General features: G+C 57.5%; 18 protein-coding genes. 4 read left to right on the top strand and 14 right to left on the bottom strand.

The window, feature by feature from the left end; all coding sequences use genetic code 11:
- Positions 1 to 29: 29 nt before the first annotated feature.
- On the bottom strand, positions 30 to 1,424 hold the full coding sequence (locus B472_RS04550; protein ID WP_019425777.1) for a pitrilysin family protein: 1,395 nt from the start codon (positions 1,422 to 1,424) through the stop codon (positions 30 to 32).
- A 14-nt stretch (positions 1,425 to 1,438) separates the two neighbouring features.
- Complete coding sequence (locus B472_RS04545) at positions 1,439 to 2,893, bottom strand: pitrilysin family protein (RefSeq protein ID WP_019425776.1); 1,455 nt, start codon at positions 2,891 to 2,893, stop codon at positions 1,439 to 1,441.
- 28 nt (positions 2,894 to 2,921) lie between these two features.
- Here B472_RS04545 and ftsY point away from each other — a divergent pair, with 28 nt between their 5' ends.
- The 3 genes from ftsY to B472_RS04530 all read left to right on the top strand — a co-directional run bounded on the left by ftsY (position 2,922) and on the right by B472_RS04530 (position 6,161).
- A complete protein-coding gene (gene ftsY, locus B472_RS04540) occupies positions 2,922 to 3,962 on the top strand; it encodes a signal recognition particle-docking protein FtsY (protein ID WP_026039307.1) in 1,041 nt (346 codons plus the stop codon).
- Between the two features lie 164 nt (positions 3,963 to 4,126).
- The gene (rpoH, locus tag B472_RS04535) at positions 4,127 to 5,059 is read left to right on the top strand and encodes an RNA polymerase sigma factor RpoH (protein WP_019425774.1); all 933 of its coding nucleotides are present in this window, start codon (positions 4,127 to 4,129) and stop codon (positions 5,057 to 5,059) included.
- A 109-nt stretch (positions 5,060 to 5,168) separates the two neighbouring features.
- A complete protein-coding gene (locus B472_RS04530) occupies positions 5,169 to 6,161 on the top strand; it encodes a tripartite tricarboxylate transporter substrate binding protein (protein WP_019425773.1) in 993 nt (330 codons plus the stop codon).
- Positions 6,162 to 6,174: 13 nt separating this feature from the next.
- Here the strand turns inward: B472_RS04530 and B472_RS04525 are convergent, their stop codons facing one another.
- Genes B472_RS04525 through B472_RS04505 form a run of 5 tightly spaced genes read right to left on the bottom strand, consistent with a single transcriptional unit; the run spans position 6,175 to position 10,227 of the window.
- Entirely contained in the window at positions 6,175 to 6,783 is a 609-nt protein-coding gene (locus tag B472_RS04525) for an SCO family protein (RefSeq protein ID WP_026039306.1), read from the bottom strand.
- A 9-nt stretch (positions 6,784 to 6,792) separates the two neighbouring features.
- On the bottom strand, positions 6,793 to 7,689 hold the full coding sequence (gene cyoE / locus B472_RS04520; protein ID WP_019425771.1) for a heme o synthase: 897 nt from the start codon (positions 7,687 to 7,689) through the stop codon (positions 6,793 to 6,795).
- Complete coding sequence (locus B472_RS04515; protein WP_019425770.1) at positions 7,686 to 8,816, bottom strand: heme A synthase; 1,131 nt, start codon at positions 8,814 to 8,816, stop codon at positions 7,686 to 7,688. The genes cyoE and B472_RS04515 overlap by 4 nt, the downstream gene beginning before the upstream one ends.
- Positions 8,817 to 8,819: 3 nt before the next feature.
- Positions 8,820 to 9,533 (bottom strand): hypothetical protein, encoded by a 714-nt coding sequence (locus B472_RS04510; RefSeq protein ID WP_050995414.1) that lies wholly within the window; start codon positions 9,531 to 9,533, stop codon positions 8,820 to 8,822.
- Positions 9,484 to 10,227 carry an SURF1 family protein gene (locus tag B472_RS04505; protein ID WP_019425768.1) on the bottom strand — a complete coding sequence of 248 codons (744 nt, stop codon included), beginning with the start codon at positions 10,225 to 10,227 and terminating at the stop codon, positions 9,484 to 9,486. Before B472_RS04505 ends, B472_RS04510 begins: the two co-directional genes overlap by 50 nt.
- A gap of 14 nt (positions 10,228 to 10,241) precedes the next feature.
- Between B472_RS04505 and B472_RS04500 the strand changes: the two genes are divergently transcribed.
- Positions 10,242 to 10,475, top strand: a complete 234-nt coding sequence (locus B472_RS04500; RefSeq protein ID WP_019425767.1) for a twin transmembrane helix small protein — start codon at positions 10,242 to 10,244, stop codon at positions 10,473 to 10,475.
- 74 nt (positions 10,476 to 10,549) lie between these two features.
- On the opposite strand, the gene B472_RS04495 is transcribed toward B472_RS04500, so the two are convergent.
- The 7 genes from B472_RS04495 to B472_RS04470 form a co-directional block, all read right to left on the bottom strand.
- Positions 10,550 to 11,431: a cytochrome c oxidase subunit 3 gene (locus B472_RS04495; protein ID WP_026039305.1), complete on the bottom strand. Its 882-nt coding sequence runs from the start codon at positions 11,429 to 11,431 to the stop codon at positions 10,550 to 10,552.
- Between the two features lie 42 nt (positions 11,432 to 11,473).
- On the bottom strand, positions 11,474 to 11,701 hold the full coding sequence (locus B472_RS04490) for a DUF2970 domain-containing protein (RefSeq protein WP_019425765.1): 228 nt from the start codon (positions 11,699 to 11,701) through the stop codon (positions 11,474 to 11,476).
- Positions 11,698 to 12,321 (bottom strand): cytochrome c oxidase assembly protein, encoded by a 624-nt coding sequence (locus B472_RS04485; RefSeq protein WP_019425764.1) that lies wholly within the window; start codon positions 12,319 to 12,321, stop codon positions 11,698 to 11,700. The genes B472_RS04490 and B472_RS04485 overlap by 4 nt, the downstream gene beginning before the upstream one ends.
- A gap of 10 nt (positions 12,322 to 12,331) precedes the next feature.
- Entirely contained in the window at positions 12,332 to 12,448 is a 117-nt protein-coding gene (locus B472_RS17310; protein WP_019425763.1) for a cytochrome oxidase small assembly protein, read from the bottom strand.
- Between the two features lie 5 nt (positions 12,449 to 12,453).
- On the bottom strand, positions 12,454 to 14,070 hold the full coding sequence (ctaD, locus tag B472_RS04480; RefSeq protein WP_019425762.1) for a cytochrome c oxidase subunit I: 1,617 nt from the start codon (positions 14,068 to 14,070) through the stop codon (positions 12,454 to 12,456).
- A gap of 32 nt (positions 14,071 to 14,102) precedes the next feature.
- The gene (gene coxB, locus B472_RS04475; protein WP_019425761.1) at positions 14,103 to 15,275 is read right to left on the bottom strand and encodes a cytochrome c oxidase subunit II; all 1,173 of its coding nucleotides are present in this window, start codon (positions 15,273 to 15,275) and stop codon (positions 14,103 to 14,105) included.
- A 77-nt stretch (positions 15,276 to 15,352) separates the two neighbouring features.
- Positions 15,353 to 15,829: a DUF2244 domain-containing protein gene (locus B472_RS04470; RefSeq protein ID WP_026039304.1), complete on the bottom strand. Its 477-nt coding sequence runs from the start codon at positions 15,827 to 15,829 to the stop codon at positions 15,353 to 15,355.
- Positions 15,830 to 15,894 lie beyond the last annotated feature (65 nt).

Genomic DNA, 15,894 nt, shown 5'->3' with positions numbered 1-15,894 from the left:
GCGTGGCTTCAGGTCAGTCTAAAACCCGATCAAAGCTGGCCACCCACCACCACCGTGACCATGCGCTCAGGCTGCAGCACACGTGCCATGGCGCGTTGCACATCGGCAGCACTGACGCGCTCAATTTGGCGCGTCCAGTTGCTCAAATAGTCCAGCGGCAAACGGTTCCAAGCGATGTTGGCCACGTTGTCCAGCAACTTGCGGTTGCTGTCGATGCGCAGCGCAAAGCCGCCCACCAAGTTGGATTTGGCCGCTTGCAACTCGGCTTCAGTCGGACCTTCGCGCACAAAGCCTTGCACCACCTCTTTGGCCACCGCCACGGCCTGTGCGGCTTGGTCAGGACGCGTCTGCAAGCCCACGGTGAAAGCGCCTGCGTGCAGGCCCGGCGCAAAAGCGCTGTAAACGCTGTAACTCAGGCCACGTTTTTCACGCACTTGCTCGGTCAAGCGGGACACAAAGCCACCGCCGCCCAAGATGTGGTTGCCCACCAGCAGGGGAAAAAAGTCGGGGTCAGAGCGCTTGTAGCCCGGCTGGCCCATCAGCACATGGGCCTGGGCCGAATCAAATGCGAGGTTCAGGTTTTGCGCTGCCGTCAATGGGGCCACTTCGGGCACGGGCGGCAAGCTCTGGCAGCCTGAATCGCGTGGCCATTGTGCCAACAGCCTTTGTACCAAGGCATCGGTTTGGACGCGGGTCAAAGCCCCGACCACGCTCACGGCTGCCCGGCAAGCGCGCAAACTCTTCGCATGCAGTTGCTGCATTTCTTGGACGCCGATGCGAGACAACGTCTCGGGGGTGGTGCGCTGCCCGTAAGGGTGAGTCCCGAAAACGGCTTGGGCAAAACGGTGCTGCACCACGGTGCCCGGCTTGGTGAGCGACTCACGGATGGCCGCGCTGAAACGCTCCCGATCGCGCAACCACATGGCCTCAGGAAAGGCAGGGTGGGCCATTTGACGGGCCGCCAAAGCCACGGCTTTGTCCAGCAGGTCTGGGTAACTCAAACTGCGCAGGCCAAAGCTCAAACGGTCGCCGCTGGCGCTGATGCCTAAACTGGCGCCCAAGTCGGCCCAAGCTTCACCGATTTGGTTTTCATCCATGGCCTTCGGGTAAGGGCCTTGCCCTTGGGGCTCGGGACGGATGCCGTTCGCCATCTGGCCCGCCATGACCGAAGCCAAGCCGGACTGCGCGGCCGGGTCACGGCGGCTGCCCGCGTCGATGTCAATCTGCACATCGACCATGGGGATGGCGTGGCTTTCAACCAGGTAAACACGGGCACCATTGGCTTGGGTCCAATGCTGGACAGGCAAAGCAGCTTGCGCACCCGTGTTCACGGCCCAGCAAGCCAGCAGACAGCTGGACAGGCAAAGCGTTTTTCGGGTCTTGGACAACAAAGAGATCAATGGCATGGGGGTGTGGTTTTGCATGGCATTCACCGGGTTCAGTGCCGAGCACCCGTGGGTGTGCGGCGCGGACGAGGCTGGCCCGACATGGGCTGCGGCCGCAAGATGGCCACCGTGAGGCTGTCGTCGCCAAAGTACTTTTGCGCCACGGCTTGCACCTGGGCCGGCGTGACTTGCCGCAAGCGGGCGATCAACTGCGTCCCATAGTCTGGCGGCAGGCCCAAGGTCCAGGCCACGCCCAGCTCGCGGGCTTGGTTGAAAACAGAGTCCAGTTTGTAGATTTCGCCCGCCACCCACTGGGTCTTGACGCGCTGCAGTTCGGCTTCGGTCACGCCTTCAGTGGCCACGCGTTGCACTTGGGCACGCAAGGCCGCCTCCAGGGCTTCTGGCGTTTGGCCTTTGGCGGGCACACCCTCCAAATAAAAGAACTGCGGGCCTCTGCCCATGAGGCCGTTGTAGGCCCCTGCACTGTCGGCCAACCGGTTTTCACCCTGGGTCAGGGCACGGTCCAGCCGGGCGCCGCTGTAGCCATCCAGCACCGCAGCCAGCACGGTCAAAGCCAGCGCCTCGTCGTGCTCGGGCGCTGGGGCCAAGCTGGCCAGTCTTGGCACTTTGAAGGCCAACGCCACATAAGACTGTTCGGCAGGTGCCTTGAACTCGAAACGGCGCAAGCCTTGCTGCGCAGGTTCATCACGCGGCTTGCGATCGGGTACGGCACGTGCAGGGATCACGCCATAGTATTGGTCGGCCAAGGCCTTGACGCGCAGCGGATCGACATCGCCGGCCACCACCACAACGGCGTTGGCCGGCGAGTACCACTTGCGGTAGAAGTCGCGGGCATCTTGCGCCGTCATGGCCTCAAGGTCACTCATCCAACCCACAATGGGACGACGGTAAGGCGATGCGACCAAAGCGGTGGCCGACAACATTTCGTGCAACTGGGCGCGGGGGTTGTCATCGGTGCGCAGGCGGCGCTCTTCTTTGACCACCTCCAGCTCTTTGATGAATTCGCTGTCTGGCCACTGGTTGTTGGCAAAACGGTCAGACTCCAAGCGCATCACGGCTTCCAGCTGCGCGGAGGGGATCTGCTGAAAATAGCCGGTGTAGTCCTTGGCAGTGAACGCGTTTTCGCGCCCGCCCAGAGCCGCCACTCGGCGCGAAAACTCACCAGCGGCCAAGCTGGGCGTGCCCTTGAACAGCATGTGCTCCAGCACATGGGCCACGCCACTGGTGCCGTCCACCTCGTCCATGGAGCCCACACGCAGCCACACCATGTGCACCGCCGTCGGGGCACGGCGGTCAGGCTTGACCCACAAGGCCATGCCGTTGGCCAATGTGAAGGTGTGCACTTGCGCCGCAGCAGCCGGATGGGCTGCAGGGGTGGCCGCACTGGCCGTGTTTTGTGGCCCCTGCGGTGCCTGAGCGACAGCGCGCGCAGCAGTGCCCAACAAGGCCGTTGCCACAAAAAGTCCAAAGAGAAAGTTCGGTTTCATAGAATGCATGATCCTTGAATTCCAAGCCATGTTCAGTTTCTTCAAAAAAAAATCCCCAATTGCCGAGGTCCCATCGACCCCTGCTGCTGACGCACCGGCGGTTGCAACGGCTGCCAGCACCCCCTTGGCACCCACAAGCCTGCCCTCTGAACCGCCCGCCGCGCCCGCTGACCGCCAGGGCTGGCTTAACCGCCTGAAAGCGGGCCTGCGCAAGACCGGCTCCAGCATCACCACCGTCTTCACGGGCACGCGCATCGATGACGAACTGTATGAAGAGCTGGAAACAGCACTTCTGGTGGCCGACACCGGTGTCAAAGCCACCGAGCATTTGCTGCAAGACCTCAAACGCCGCGTGAAAGACAGCAAGGCCACCGAACCTTCTCAGGTCAAAACCCTGTTGGCCGATGCGATCACTGACTTGTTGCTGCCGCTGCAAAAGCCTCTGACCATCGGCAACCACCAGCCCACCGTGATCATGGTGGCGGGCGTCAACGGCGCGGGCAAAACCACCTCGATTGGCAAACTGACCAAGCACCTGGCCGACGAGGGCCTGAGCGTGCTGCTGGCCGCAGCCGACACCTTCAGGGCCGCGGCCAAGGAGCAATTGGCGGTCTGGGCTGACCGCAACACGGTAGAGATCGTCAGCCAGCAAGGCGGCGACCCTGCAGCCGTGAGTTTTGACGCGGTGAGCGCTGGCCGCGCCCGGGGCCGCGATGTGGTGCTGGTGGACACGGCCGGTCGTCTGCCCACTCAAAGCCACTTGATGGAAGAGCTGAAAAAAATCAAGCGCGTGGTGCAAAAGGCCGACGGTTCAGCCCCGCACGAGGTGCTGCTGGTGATCGACGGCAACACCGGACAAAACGCCTTGGCCCAGGTCAAGGCTTTTGACGACACGCTGGGTCTGACGGGCCTGATCGTGACCAAACTGGACGGCACCGCCAAGGGCGGGGTGCTCTGCGCCATTGCCCGCGAAAAGCCGATCCCGGTGTATTTCATTGGGGTGGGTGAGAAGCTGGAAGACTTGGAAACCTTCAATGCCCGTGAGTTTGCCCAAGCCCTGCTGAGCTGAAACCGCCGCATTGGGCGCGTCTTCCAGCACACAGACTGGCGGACACACACTGTCCAAAATGGTGAGGTTCGGCCACCTGCTGCCCTGCGCCGACTCGGCGAATGACTTTTGGCACTCCTCACCAGAGAGTGCTAATATTGGGGCATTCTGAAAGGAGTTCTGGTATGAACATTCAAACTGGTTCCCCCGCCACAGCCATCACGCTGAGCAACCCTTGGGCGGTGGTGCCCTCGCTCGGCCACCTCGACGCCTACATTTCTGCGGTCAACCGCATGCCCATGCTCACCCTTGAGGAAGAGCAGGAGGCCGCCCGCCAACTCAAAGCCAACGACGACCTCGAAGCCGCCCGCAAGCTGGTGCTCTCGCACCTGCGCTTGGTGGTGTCGGTGTCGCGCCAATATTTGGGTTACGGCCTGCCGCACGGCGACCTGATCCAAGAAGGCAATGTGGGCCTGATGAAGGCGGTCAAACGCTTTGACCCCGAGCAAGGTGTGCGCTTGGTCAGCTACGCATTGCATTGGATCAAGGCTGAGATCCACGAGTACATCCTGAAAAACTGGCGCATGGTCAAGGTGGCCACCACCAAGGCCCAACGCAAGTTGTTTTTCAACCTGCGCTCCATGAAGCAGGGTTACAAGTCCGACGCCGACGCCGGCACGCACCGCGACACCCTGACCCCCGACCAAGTGGAATCCATGGCCCACAGCCTGAACGTCAAGGGCGAGGAAGTGCGTGAGATGGAAATGCGCATGTCAGGTGGCGATGTGCTGCTCGACCCTGCCCCATCCGACGACGGTGAGCAATCTTTTGGCCCCATCGCCTACCTGGCCGATGTGAACCACGAGCCCACCGCCATGATCGAAGCGCACCAGCGCGACGTGATGGCCAGCGACGGCTTGGCCAGCGCCTTGAATGTGCTGGACGAGCGCAGCCGCCGCATCGTTGAAGAGCGCTGGCTCAAGGTCAACGACAACGGCTCCGGGGGTATGACACTGCACGACCTGGCCGACGAGTACGGGGTGAGCGCTGAGCGCATCCGCCAAATCGAAGTGGCGGCCATGAAAAAGATGAAAAAAGCGCTGGTCGAGTTCGCTTGACGGTTTTTTCTTTTCCCAGCCTCTGACACTCAAGTACCCGGCTATGCCCGGGTATTTTTTCGCCCACTTTGCGCTAAAGTATTCGCTGTTTCACTGAAGGTTTTTTGCCATGAACCCCATCAACGCCGCCCGTTTTTCCCGCCGCCTTTTGACGCAAGCCATGGGGGCCGTCTTGTTTCTCGGCGCAGCACCCACATGGGCGACCCCATGGCCAACCCAAACTGTGCGCATGGTGGTGGGGTTTCCTGCCGGCTCCAGCCCCGACCTGACCGCACGCGCACTGGCCGAGCCCTTGGCCAAGGCGCTGGGTCAAAACGTGATCGTCGAGAACAAAGTGGGCGCAGGCGGCAACATTGCCGCCGACTTTGTGGCCAAGTCCACGGACGGCCACACCTTGGGCCTGATGATCAACGGCAACATGACGATCGCCCGCATCCTGAACCCCAAGGTGCCCTATGACCCGCTCAAAGATCTCGCCCCCATCAGCCTGATTGGCAAAGCGCCCTTGGTCCTGACCGTGCCCGCGAACGCGCCCGGTCAGACCGCCAAAGAGTGGTTGAGCTGGGCCCAAAAGTCAGGCAACCAACTCAGCTACGCATCCCCCGGCGTCGGGACCGTGGCGCACTTGGGGATGGAACTGCTCAAAACCAAGGCCAACATTGCACCCGTGCATGTGCCCTACCCCGGCAACCCACAAATCATCACGGCTTTGCTGGGAGGCCAAGTGCAGTTGGCCTTGTTGCCACCGGCCATGTCGGCTGCGCAAGTCAGTGCGGGCAAACTGCGCGCCATTGGAGCGTCCAGCAGCGGCCGCAGCTCAGTGGCCGCAGAGGTGCCTAGCCTGGCAGAAATCGGCGTCAAAGATTACCAGTTGGAAATTTGGAATGCCGTGGCGGCACCGGCTTCCATGCCTGCTGCGGTTGCCAGCCGGTTGTCGGCCGTTGTGAGCGAGATCGTGCGTTCGCCCGAGATGCGGGCACGGTTGTTTCAGCAAGGCTGGCAGGTGGTGGGTTCCTCGCCCGAAGGCTTGAAAAATCGGATTGAGTCCGATACCCAAGCCTTGGGCGCGATCATCCGCAGTCAGAAGATCGAGTTGAACTGAAGTCCGATTTGCCTCACTTGCCGCTGAGCAAGATTTTCACGTCAGCCGCCAAGGTCTCGGCCCCGCTGGCGTGGCGGTTGTACAGCCGAATACGGCCTTGCGGGTCAAATGCAAAACTGCCCGCCGAATGGTCCAGGGTGTAGCTGGTGGGGGTTTTGCCATCGACCTTTTTGTAATAGATCTTGAAGTCTTTGGTCACTTTGGGCAGCTGCTCTGGGCTGGGGCGCAGGGCCACGAAATCAGCGCCAAAGTTGGCCACATAGGCCTTGAGCAACTCGGGCGTGTCACGCTCAGGGTCGACGGTGATGAAAATGCCCTGCAGCTTGGCACCATCGGCACCCAACAGCTGTTTGGCTTGGGCGATTTCCTGCAAGGCCGTGGGACACACATCCGGGCATTGGGTGAAGCCAAAAAACACCACCACAGCTTTTCCTGCAAAGTCCTTCAGGGTGCGCACTTGGCCGTCTTGGTCACTCAGCGTAAAACCCTGCGCGTAATCAGCGCCCGTGATGTCCACGCCCTTGAAAGCCGGTTTGTCTTGGCCGCAACCGGACAAAACCGCCCAGGCACTGAGCAAGCTCAAAGCCAAAACGGTTCTCGAAACAACTCTACGTTGCAGCATGGATGGGCCTTAAAAAAGATAGTGGTCCAACAGCAAAGCGGCAAACAAGGCGCTCAGGTGGACCAATGAAAAGCGAAAGGTTTTGCGCGCCAGTTCGTCCGAATACTCTCGGTACAAAGCCACTGCGTAGCCTATGAAACCGATGCTGAGCACCACCGCAGCGGCCAAATAAAGCCAAGAACTCATGCCATAGACAAAGGGCATCAAGCAAGAGGCCATCAAGACCACGGTGTACAGCAGAATTTGCAGCCGCGTGAATTCGTTGCCGTGGGTCACCGGCAACATGGGCAAACCGGACTTGCGGTAGTCCTCCACACGGTAGAGCGCCAAGGCCCAAAAGTGCGGCGGCGTCCACAAGAAGATGATCAAAAACAAGATCAAGGCTTCGGGCCCGACCTGCCCGGTCATGGCGGCCCAGCCCAGCACGGGCGGCATGGCCCCACTGGCCCCGCCGATCACAATGTTCTGCGGCGTCAGAGGTTTCAGGATCACGGTGTAGATGACGGCGTAACCCACAAAGGTGGCAAAGGTGAGCCACATGGTGAGCGGGTTGACCAGCACATACAGCACGGCCGAGCCCACAGCGCACAGAACCCCTGAAAACAACAGCGCCTGACGGTCGCTCAGCTCGCCTTTGGCGGTGGGTCGCCAAGCGGTGCGTTTCATCTTGGCGTCGATGGTTTTTTCAACCAGACAATTGAACGCTGCAGCCGCGCCCGCCACCAACCAGATGCCCACGCAAGCCCAAAGACCCAGCTTCAATTCGGCCCAACTGGGCACACCCGGCACAGCCAGCACCATGCCGATCAGTGCACAAAACACTATCAACTGAACCACGCGCGGCTTGGTCAGGGCGTAATACTGCTGCCAAGCAGACATCGGCAAAGGGGCAATCGCGGCGGTCATGGGGCGGGCCTTGGGGAAAACGTCATACGCTGTGGATTATCGTTCCGGCTGGCATGGAGCGCCCAGGTCAAAGTCACGACCATGGCCGCAGCACCACCGGTGTGCAAAACGGCAGCCAACAAAGGCCAGCCCAAGACCACATTGCTCAGCCCGGTGATGAGTTGCAAAGCCGACAAACCCAGCAGCCAGCGCCCAGCCAAAATCAGGCCTTGGTGCTGACGCAAATGCCACCCCAGCCACACCATGACGCCCAAAACCAGCCAGGCGGCAGAACGGTGAACAAAGTGGATCGTCGACAACGCCAAAAAGGGCAAAAGCTCACCGCTTGGGGTGTAGCCCAGTTCGCGCCAAACACTGAAGCCTTCCCAATTCATGTCGGGGACCCATTGGCCATTGCAGGTTGGAAAGTCTGGACACGCCAACACGGCATAGTTGGTGCTGACCCAGCCACCCAATGCAATTTGGGCCCAGATCAGCGCAAAACCGACCCATAAACCTCGGCGCAAAAAACTGGGCAAGGGCCGCAGACCCGGACCGTCGTAGCGCACGGCTTGGGCCATGAGCAGTGCCAACAAACCAATGCCCCCCATCAGGTGCAAGGTGACGATGGCCGGAAACAGCTTCATGGTCACCGTGAGTGCACCAAAAGCCCCTTGCATGCAAACCCAAACCAAGGTGAAGGTCGGCAACCAGGGGCTGACTTCTCGACTGTGACGGCGCAACCACCAAGTCATGGCGGCCAGTGTCAAGATCAGGACGCCGACGCCCGTGGCCAGATAACGGTGAACCATTTCGATCCAGGCTTTGCTTTTGGTGACCGGCCCCGTGGGCATGGCGGTTTCAGCGGCCTTGATTTCAGCTTTGGCACCCATGGGCGTGACGCTGCCGTAGCAGCCTGGCCAATCGGGACAGCCCAAGCCTGAGTCGGTCAATCGCGTGAAAGCGCCAAACAACACCAAGTCAAAGGTCAAAAACAAGGTGATCAGCGTCAAGGCTTTCAGTCGACGGGTCGGGGCAGCGCGGCGCTGCTGCCAAAACCACCAGGCCAGTGGCAAAGCAGCCACCGCCAAACCTACCGCCATCAGCTCCACCAAGGGCTCGAGGTTGTACAACTCAACTTCATTCATGGTTCATCGTCCCGCTTGGTCCCAAGATGATGACGCCTTGAGCAAGCGGTTCAGGTCTCTTTTGGCTTTGGAGGCGCCCGCAACATCCATGTTCGCCGGAAAACGCATCATGAAGTTGCCCATGGGGTCCACCACGTACAAATGGTCTTGCGCCTGTTGCCCGGCTCCGGGGGTGATCCAGCGGGCCACCGTTTCAGAGTCCATTCTCAACACATGCGCACCACTGAGCGCGGCGCTCAATTCTGTGGCAACTGGCGCGGCATCGGTGACCAGCCAAACACGGTCCAGTCGATCCTTATCACGTCCGAGAATCTCTCTCAACTGCCTTTGAAAGTAAAGATTTTGCTGGCAACGCTCATCGCACGCCCCTGAAGCCACGGTCACCAACAACCACTGGCCTTTGAGCGACTGGACAGCCACATCTTGCGCTTGGTCATTTTTGACCGTGATGCTGGGCATGTCCTTTTGCGGCTGAATCAGTTCGCCGTAGACACTGCGACCCTCAGGGCGAAGCACGTAATAGGTGAAATAAGAAGCCAAAACGGGCGATGCGCAGACCAACATCATGGCGATCATTTTCCAGCGACCCATGCGCGTACGCTGGGTATCCGCCTGCACCACATCGACCGGACTTGGCAAACCATGAATGGTCATGGCCAGGGGGCTTTCAGCGGATTTTTGGGGATCGACGGGGTTGGACAATTTGGAACCAGACATAAAGTAAAGCGATCAAGGCGCTGAGGCCGAACCATTGAAAAGCGTAACCATGGTGTTTTGCGACACCACTGGCCACCACAGGCCATTCACGAAGCAGTCCTTCAGACGCTGCACCTGACTGAAGCAGTGTGTACCGGGGCAAGTCCAAACCGGTTTCTTGCCTGAATTCCTGCCAATCCAGATTTTGCCGTATCGGGCCTTTTTCTTTGCCACCAAAATCGTAGAGCCTTGACGGCCATGGGGCCAAATTTCCCGCCACTTCCACGCGCTCCGAAGACCGACCCACTGGCGGCAAGGCTGTTCGGTCCGTGAACGAACGCTGAACCCAACCGCGCTGAACCAACACCGTGGTCCCCACGCCCTCAAGCTTGAGCGGCGTCAATACAAAGAACCCAGGCTTGGCATTCATTTGACGGTTTTCCAAGTAAACGGTGTGCTGGTGTTGCCAATGTCCTGTCAACACCATGCGACGGTGCAACAAGTCTTCACGGGCATCCGACGGGTCAGCGCCCACTTTCAGGTTTTGGCCATTCAGCACCGGCTTTTCGGCCTGTTGGGTTCTTGCCTGCTGCAACGATGTTTTTTCAGCCGCGCGGCCCAGTTGCCACAAACCCAGCGAAAAGGTCAGGCTCCCACTCAGCACAGCCAGTGCCAGCAAGAGCCATCTTTGTCGCCCCGGGGTTTTTTCAGTCATCGGATAATGTCGCCATGAAAATATTGGTTGTCGTTGCTTTTATGGCCATCTTGGCCAGTTTGGTCTGGGCGTTGCTTCACATGATGAGGGGCAGTGTGCCCCCAGAAGAGGGTTCAGCACCACCCAAAAACAAAATGGCCACGGCGCTCGCCCTGCGGGTGGGTTTGTCGATCGTTTTGTTTCTTTGCGTTTTGATTGCTTGGAAGATGGGCTGGATTCAACCCACAGGCATTCCACCTGGGCTTTGATGCCATCACTTTGTCTTGCATCCATCTCAATAAAAAAGCGCCCAAGGGCGCTTTTTTGATGAACAGCACAGGTCTTACATCCAGTAAACCAGGATGTACAAACCCAACCAAACCACGTCAACGAAGTGCCAATACCAAGCAGCGCCTTCGAAACCAAAATGACGGTCTTTGGTGAAATGGCCTTTTTGCAAGCGCAAGGTGATGAACAACAACATCAACATGCCCACAAACACGTGGAAACCGTGGAAACCCGTCAGCATGTAAAAGGTTGAACCATAGATACCGGACGAGAGCTTCAGGTTCAAGTCGCCCCATGCATGGGCGTATTCGTAACCTTGAACAAACAAGAAGACAACGCCCAAGAGAACCGTCATCCACATGAATTTGATGGTTTTCAGGCGCTCACCGACTTGCAAAGCATGGTGAGCGATGGTCAAAGTGACACCGGACGTCAAAAGCAATGCCGTGTTGATCGTGGGCAACCAGAACGGCCCCATGGTCTTGAAGGGCTCCACAATGCCAGCAGGCGAAGTGGTGGCGCCCGCTACAACGCTGGGCCAAGCCGCCTTAAAGTCAGGCCAGAGGAGTGCATTTTCCAAGCTGCCCAGGGCTGGGATTGAATGGGAACGGGCCCACCACAAGGCGGTGAAAAAGGCACCAAAGAACATGACTTCTGAAAAGATGAACCACGTCATGCTCCAACGGAAAGACAAATCAACCTTTCGGCCATACATGCCGGTTTCGCTTTCGTGCACCGCTTCTGAGAACCACTGGTACAAAACGATCAGCCACCAAGCCAAGCCAAAGAACAAGCAATACATGCCCCATTCAGCGCCGTTGATCCATTGACCTGCGCCCAAAATGACGAAGAACAAACCTATGGCCGACATCACGGGATGACGTGACTCGTGTGGGACGTAGTAGTAAGGCGTGCTGCCGTGTGCTGCTGAACTCATGAATACTCCTGCTCTCTCTTCAATCGAAATCTGATGGTTGGGTTAAAGCACAAAGGGCTGTGCCACCACCCAATTGACCAGGGCGATGAGCCCCAATACAAACAACAATGCTGCACCAATACCCACACCAATGATGTGAAAAGGGTTCAGCTTCTCAAGGTCTTGTTGATACTCGGAACCTTTACGCAAACCCACAAAAGACCAAAGTACCGCTTGAACTGTCCTCAAAAAGGAGGACGGCTTCACAGAGGGGGTTTCTGTCGTGCTCATGAGCCCGAACCCGTCAAACTCGTCACTTGCTTCACCGCCAAAGGCGCACTGGGTGCCACTGGGGTTTTGCCGCCCACCTCAAAAAAGGTGTAGGACAAAGTGATGGTGGTCACGTCTTTGGACAGCTTGGGATCGATCACAAAGGCCACTGGCCAAGCTTTCTTTTCTCCTGGCTCCAGGGTGTACTCGTTGAAGCAAAAACACTCCAGCTTGTTGAAATGGCTGGCAGCTTGCTTCGGCGCGTAACTGGGAATGGCTTGTGCGGCCATGCGGCGGTTTTGCACGTTTTGGAACTCATACATCACCGTGCTCAACTCACCGGGGTGAACCTGCATCGAACGCATTTCAGGCTTGAACTGCCAAGGACCGCGCACATTCGCATCAAACTCAACCGTGATGGTGCGGCTGGTGTCCACTTGGCTGTTGCGCAGGACCTGCGCCGCTTGCGCGGCTTTGGCGTTACCAGGCACCTGCGTTTCAGAGATCGACAAAACATTGATCCCGGTGATTTCACAAATGGCCTTGTAAATCGGCACCAATGCATACCCGAAGCAAAACATGCCCGCAGTGACCACTGCCAGCTTGCCGACCATCTTCAGGTTTGCACCACGCAAGTTCATCCCATGTCTTTCAGGTGTTGAGCAACAAGATTTTGGCCACGAACCCGGCCAAAACAACGCAGGCCACCGACAACAAAATCAAGCCCAGACGAACGTTGCTTTTTCTCTGCTCGGGTGTCATGGCCATGTTGCTCAACCGATCACGCGGGTCGCGGTCGCGTCCAGCTTGGGTGGGTTCTCAAAGGTGTGGAAAGGTGCGGGCGATGGGACTTCCCACTCCAGGCCTTCAGCGGCTTCCCAAGGCTTCTGGGGTGCTTTTTCGCCCTTTCCAAGCATACAAGGCAAGACCACGAACAGGAAGAAATACACCTGGGCGAAACCAAAGAAGAAGGCACCCACCGAGGCGATCATGTTGAAGTCGGTGAACTGCATGGGGTAGTCAGCGTAGCGACGTGGCATACCGGCCAGACCCAAAAAGTGCATCGGGAAGAAGGTGATGTTGAAAGAGATCAAGGACCACCAGAAGTGGATCTTGCCGCGCGTTTCGTTGTACATCACACCGGTCCACTTGGAAATCCAGTAATAAACGCCAGCAAACAGGGCAAACAAGGAGCCCGCCACCAACACATAGTGGAAGTGGGCCACCACGTAATAAGTGTCTTGCAACTGGATATCGATGGGGGCCATGGCCAAGATCAAGCCTGTGAACCCCCCCATGGTGAACACGAAAATGAAGCCCACCGCAAACAACATGGGGGTTTCAAAGGTCATGGAGCCGCGCCACATGGTGGCGATCCAGTTGAAAATCTTCACGGCCGTAGGCACAGCGATCAGCATCGTGGCGTACATGAAAAACAACTGACCCGTGACCGGCATGCCGGTCGTGAACATGTGGTGGGCCCACACGATGAACGACAAAATCGCGATAGACGATGTGGCGTACACCATGGAGGCATAACCAAACAATTTCTTGCGTGCAAAAGCGGGCACGATCTGGCTGATGATGCCAAAGGCCGGCAAGATCATGATGTACACCTCAGGGTGACCAAAGAACCAGAAAATGTGCTGGTACATGACCGGGTCACCACCACCCGCTGGGTTGAAGAAGCTGGTGCCAAAGTGGCGGTCCGTCAATGTCATGGTGATCGCGCCGGCCAAAACAGGCATCACGGCGATCAGCAGGTAAGCAGTGATCAACCAAGTCCAAGCGAACATGGGCATCTTCATCAAGGTCATGCCAGGCGCGCGCATGTTCAAGATGGTGACGATGATGTTGATCGAGCCCATGATGGACGAAGCGCCCAAAATGTGCATCGCGAAGATCGCCGCATCCATCGATGGACCCATTTGCAGGGTCAAGGGTGCATACAAGGTCCAACCAGCGGCAGGCGCACCACCGGGCATGAAGAACGAACCCACCAGCATCAAAGACGCGGGGATCATCAGCCAGAAGCTGAAGTTGTTCATGCGGGCAAAGGCCATGTCGGATGCGCCAATTTGCAAAGGGATCATCCAGTTCGCAAAACCCACAAAAGCGGGCATGATCGCACCGAACACCATGATGATGCCGTGCATGGTGGTGAACTGGTTGAACAACTCAGGGTTCACAATTTGCAAACCAGGCTGGAACAACTCCGCACGGATACCCAATGCAAGCACACCGCCCACCATCAACATGGCGAAGCTGAACAGCAGGTACAAAGTTCCGATGTCTTTGTGGTTGGTGGCATAAACCCAACGACGCCAGCCAGCTGGCGCGTGACCGTGATCGTCATGGGCGTGATCGTGATGGTCTAGAACGGCACTCATCTTGATTTCCTTTGATTTGAATACGGTTGGGTTTATTTGCGAGCGGCCAAAACGTCGGCAGGCTGCACAATTTGCCCGGTCTTGTTCGACCAGTTGTTCTTGGTGTAGGTGACCACTGCAGCAATGTCGGTGTCAGACAACTGTTTCCAGGCCGGCATGGCACCGTTGCCAGCACCGTTGAGCAGGATGGCAATTTGCTTGGACTTGTCGGCATCCAGAACAATGGATGAACCATCGAGCGCCTTGATCGGGCCAGCCACTTTGCCAGCAGCTTGGTGGCAAGCAATGCAGTTAGAGGCATAGACTTTCTCACCACGCTTGGTCAAGTCGTCCAGAGCCCAAACCTTGCTTGGATCATCGGCTTTGGCCAGTTGTTTTTTCTTCTCGGTGGCCACCCAAGCTGTGTAATCTTCGGCAGACAAGACCTTCACATGGATCGGCATGTAGGCGTGCTCTTTGCCACACAGCTCTTGGCATTGGCCGTAAAAATCACCCGTTTTTTCAGCACGGAACCACGTGTCGCGCACAAAACCCGGAATGGCATCTTGTTTGATGCCAAAGGCAGGCACCGCAAAAGCGTGGATCACATCGTTGGCCGTGGTGATCACGCGAACCTTTTGGCCCACAGGCACCACCAATGGGTTGTCCACTTTGAGGAGGTAATTGTCACCTGCAGGCTTGCCGGCATCGGACATGGCGCGGTGCGATGAATCGAGCGTAGAGATGTAGCTCAGACCTTCGCCTTGTCCGTTGATGTAGTCGTAACCCCATTTCCACTGATAACCCGTGACCTTGACGGTCAAATCAGCATTGGTGGTGTCTTTTTGCGCCACTAAGACCTTGGTGGCCGGCAAAGCCATCAAAATCACGATGATGAATGGCACAGCGGTCCAAACCACCTCGACCGTGATGGATTCGGTAAAAGTGGCTGGTTTGTGACCCACCGATTTGCGGTGCTTCCAAATGGAATAAAACATGACCGCAAAAACGGCAATGAAGATGACCGTGCAAAGGATCAGCATGAACCAATGCAACCACTGCTGCTCTTCGGCAATTTTGGTGACCGCGGGATGCAAATTGAGTTGATTGACTGCAGGGCCACCTGGCAAGTCGTTGACTGCGTGGGCTGCTGTTGCAACCCATGCACCTGCAAAAATGCCCGCGCGCGATAGCAGCGTGGCCAATTGGTTGGAGATATTCTTCATGGTTCTCACTAACTTCCAAGACACTGTTGAATTCACACTCTAGACAAACTGAAACAGATCCAAATTGCCACCAAGCATCACGCAGAACGTAACGCCTTTCTAATTTCTCGCGCCAGCACTTGCCGGAGCTCCGGGCGAACAAAACGCCCCACCTCAATCGATCGCCCCTGACCTGATAACTCGATCAGACTGAGGTCACCGGATTTGGGTTCAACCCTGACCCATTGACGCTCAAATTCAGTCCTCTCCAATCTGCCGGCCGTTTCAAGCTCCACCACCAAATTGGCGCCCTGCAAGGAAATCATTTCCCCATCGGCTGCATGGCGGGCATAGACCAAAAAAGCCAAACCCACAACGGCCACCTCCAGCCCGGCAAAAGCCAAAACCAGCGTGGCACCTTGCAGCCAAAAAAAGACGCCTATTCCCAATGAAACAGTGCACAAAAAAATGTACATCCAGCCCAACTGAACAGGTGTGAAAGAGCAATTGCGCTTTAACCGCCAATGAATGGAAGGCCCAGAGACTTGTGCAAACTGATAAGCCTGATTTGACATCCGTCAACTTTCATTAAACTAACACGCCGTCAAGCAATCGCTGTGTTCAATTCCGGCCGGATTTT

Origin of the sequence: Limnohabitans sp. Rim28 (genome assembly GCF_000293865.2) — a bacterium.
In the GTDB taxonomy this organism is placed as follows: domain Bacteria; phylum Pseudomonadota; class Gammaproteobacteria; order Burkholderiales; family Burkholderiaceae_C; genus Limnohabitans_A.
This window is presented reverse-complemented; position numbering and strand designations above follow the sequence as displayed.

Bases quoted from the DNA above. Each gene is read 5' to 3' on its own strand.
- B472_RS04550 (WP_019425777.1), bottom strand. From the start codon at position 1,424: ATGCAAAACCACACCCCCATGCCATTGATCTCTTTGTTGTCCAAGACC.
- B472_RS04545 (WP_019425776.1), bottom strand. From the start codon at position 2,893: ATGAAACCGAACTTTCTCTTTGGACTTTTTGTGGCAACGGCCTTGTTG.
- ftsY (WP_026039307.1), top strand. From the start codon at position 2,922: ATGTTCAGTTTCTTCAAAAAAAAATCCCCAATTGCCGAGGTCCCATCG.
- rpoH (WP_019425774.1), top strand. From the start codon at position 4,127: ATGAACATTCAAACTGGTTCCCCCGCCACAGCCATCACGCTGAGCAAC.
- B472_RS04530 (WP_019425773.1), top strand. From the start codon at position 5,169: ATGAACCCCATCAACGCCGCCCGTTTTTCCCGCCGCCTTTTGACGCAA.
- B472_RS04525 (WP_026039306.1), bottom strand. From the start codon at position 6,783: ATGCTGCAACGTAGAGTTGTTTCGAGAACCGTTTTGGCTTTGAGCTTG.
- cyoE (WP_019425771.1), bottom strand. From the start codon at position 7,689: ATGACCGCCGCGATTGCCCCTTTGCCGATGTCTGCTTGGCAGCAGTAT.
- B472_RS04515 (WP_019425770.1), bottom strand. From the start codon at position 8,816: ATGAATGAAGTTGAGTTGTACAACCTCGAGCCCTTGGTGGAGCTGATG.
- B472_RS04510 (WP_050995414.1), bottom strand. From the start codon at position 9,533: ATGTCTGGTTCCAAATTGTCCAACCCCGTCGATCCCCAAAAATCCGCT.
- B472_RS04505 (WP_019425768.1), bottom strand. From the start codon at position 10,227: ATGACTGAAAAAACCCCGGGGCGACAAAGATGGCTCTTGCTGGCACTG.
- B472_RS04500 (WP_019425767.1), top strand. From the start codon at position 10,242: ATGAAAATATTGGTTGTCGTTGCTTTTATGGCCATCTTGGCCAGTTTG.
- B472_RS04495 (WP_026039305.1), bottom strand. From the start codon at position 11,431: ATGAGTTCAGCAGCACACGGCAGCACGCCTTACTACTACGTCCCACAC.
- B472_RS04490 (WP_019425765.1), bottom strand. From the start codon at position 11,701: ATGAGCACGACAGAAACCCCCTCTGTGAAGCCGTCCTCCTTTTTGAGG.
- B472_RS04485 (WP_019425764.1), bottom strand. From the start codon at position 12,321: ATGAACTTGCGTGGTGCAAACCTGAAGATGGTCGGCAAGCTGGCAGTG.
- B472_RS17310 (WP_019425763.1), bottom strand. From the start codon at position 12,448: ATGGCCATGACACCCGAGCAGAGAAAAAGCAACGTTCGTCTGGGCTTG.
- ctaD (WP_019425762.1), bottom strand. From the start codon at position 14,070: ATGAGTGCCGTTCTAGACCATCACGATCACGCCCATGACGATCACGGT.
- coxB (WP_019425761.1), bottom strand. From the start codon at position 15,275: ATGAAGAATATCTCCAACCAATTGGCCACGCTGCTATCGCGCGCGGGC.
- B472_RS04470 (WP_026039304.1), bottom strand. From the start codon at position 15,829: ATGTCAAATCAGGCTTATCAGTTTGCACAAGTCTCTGGGCCTTCCATT.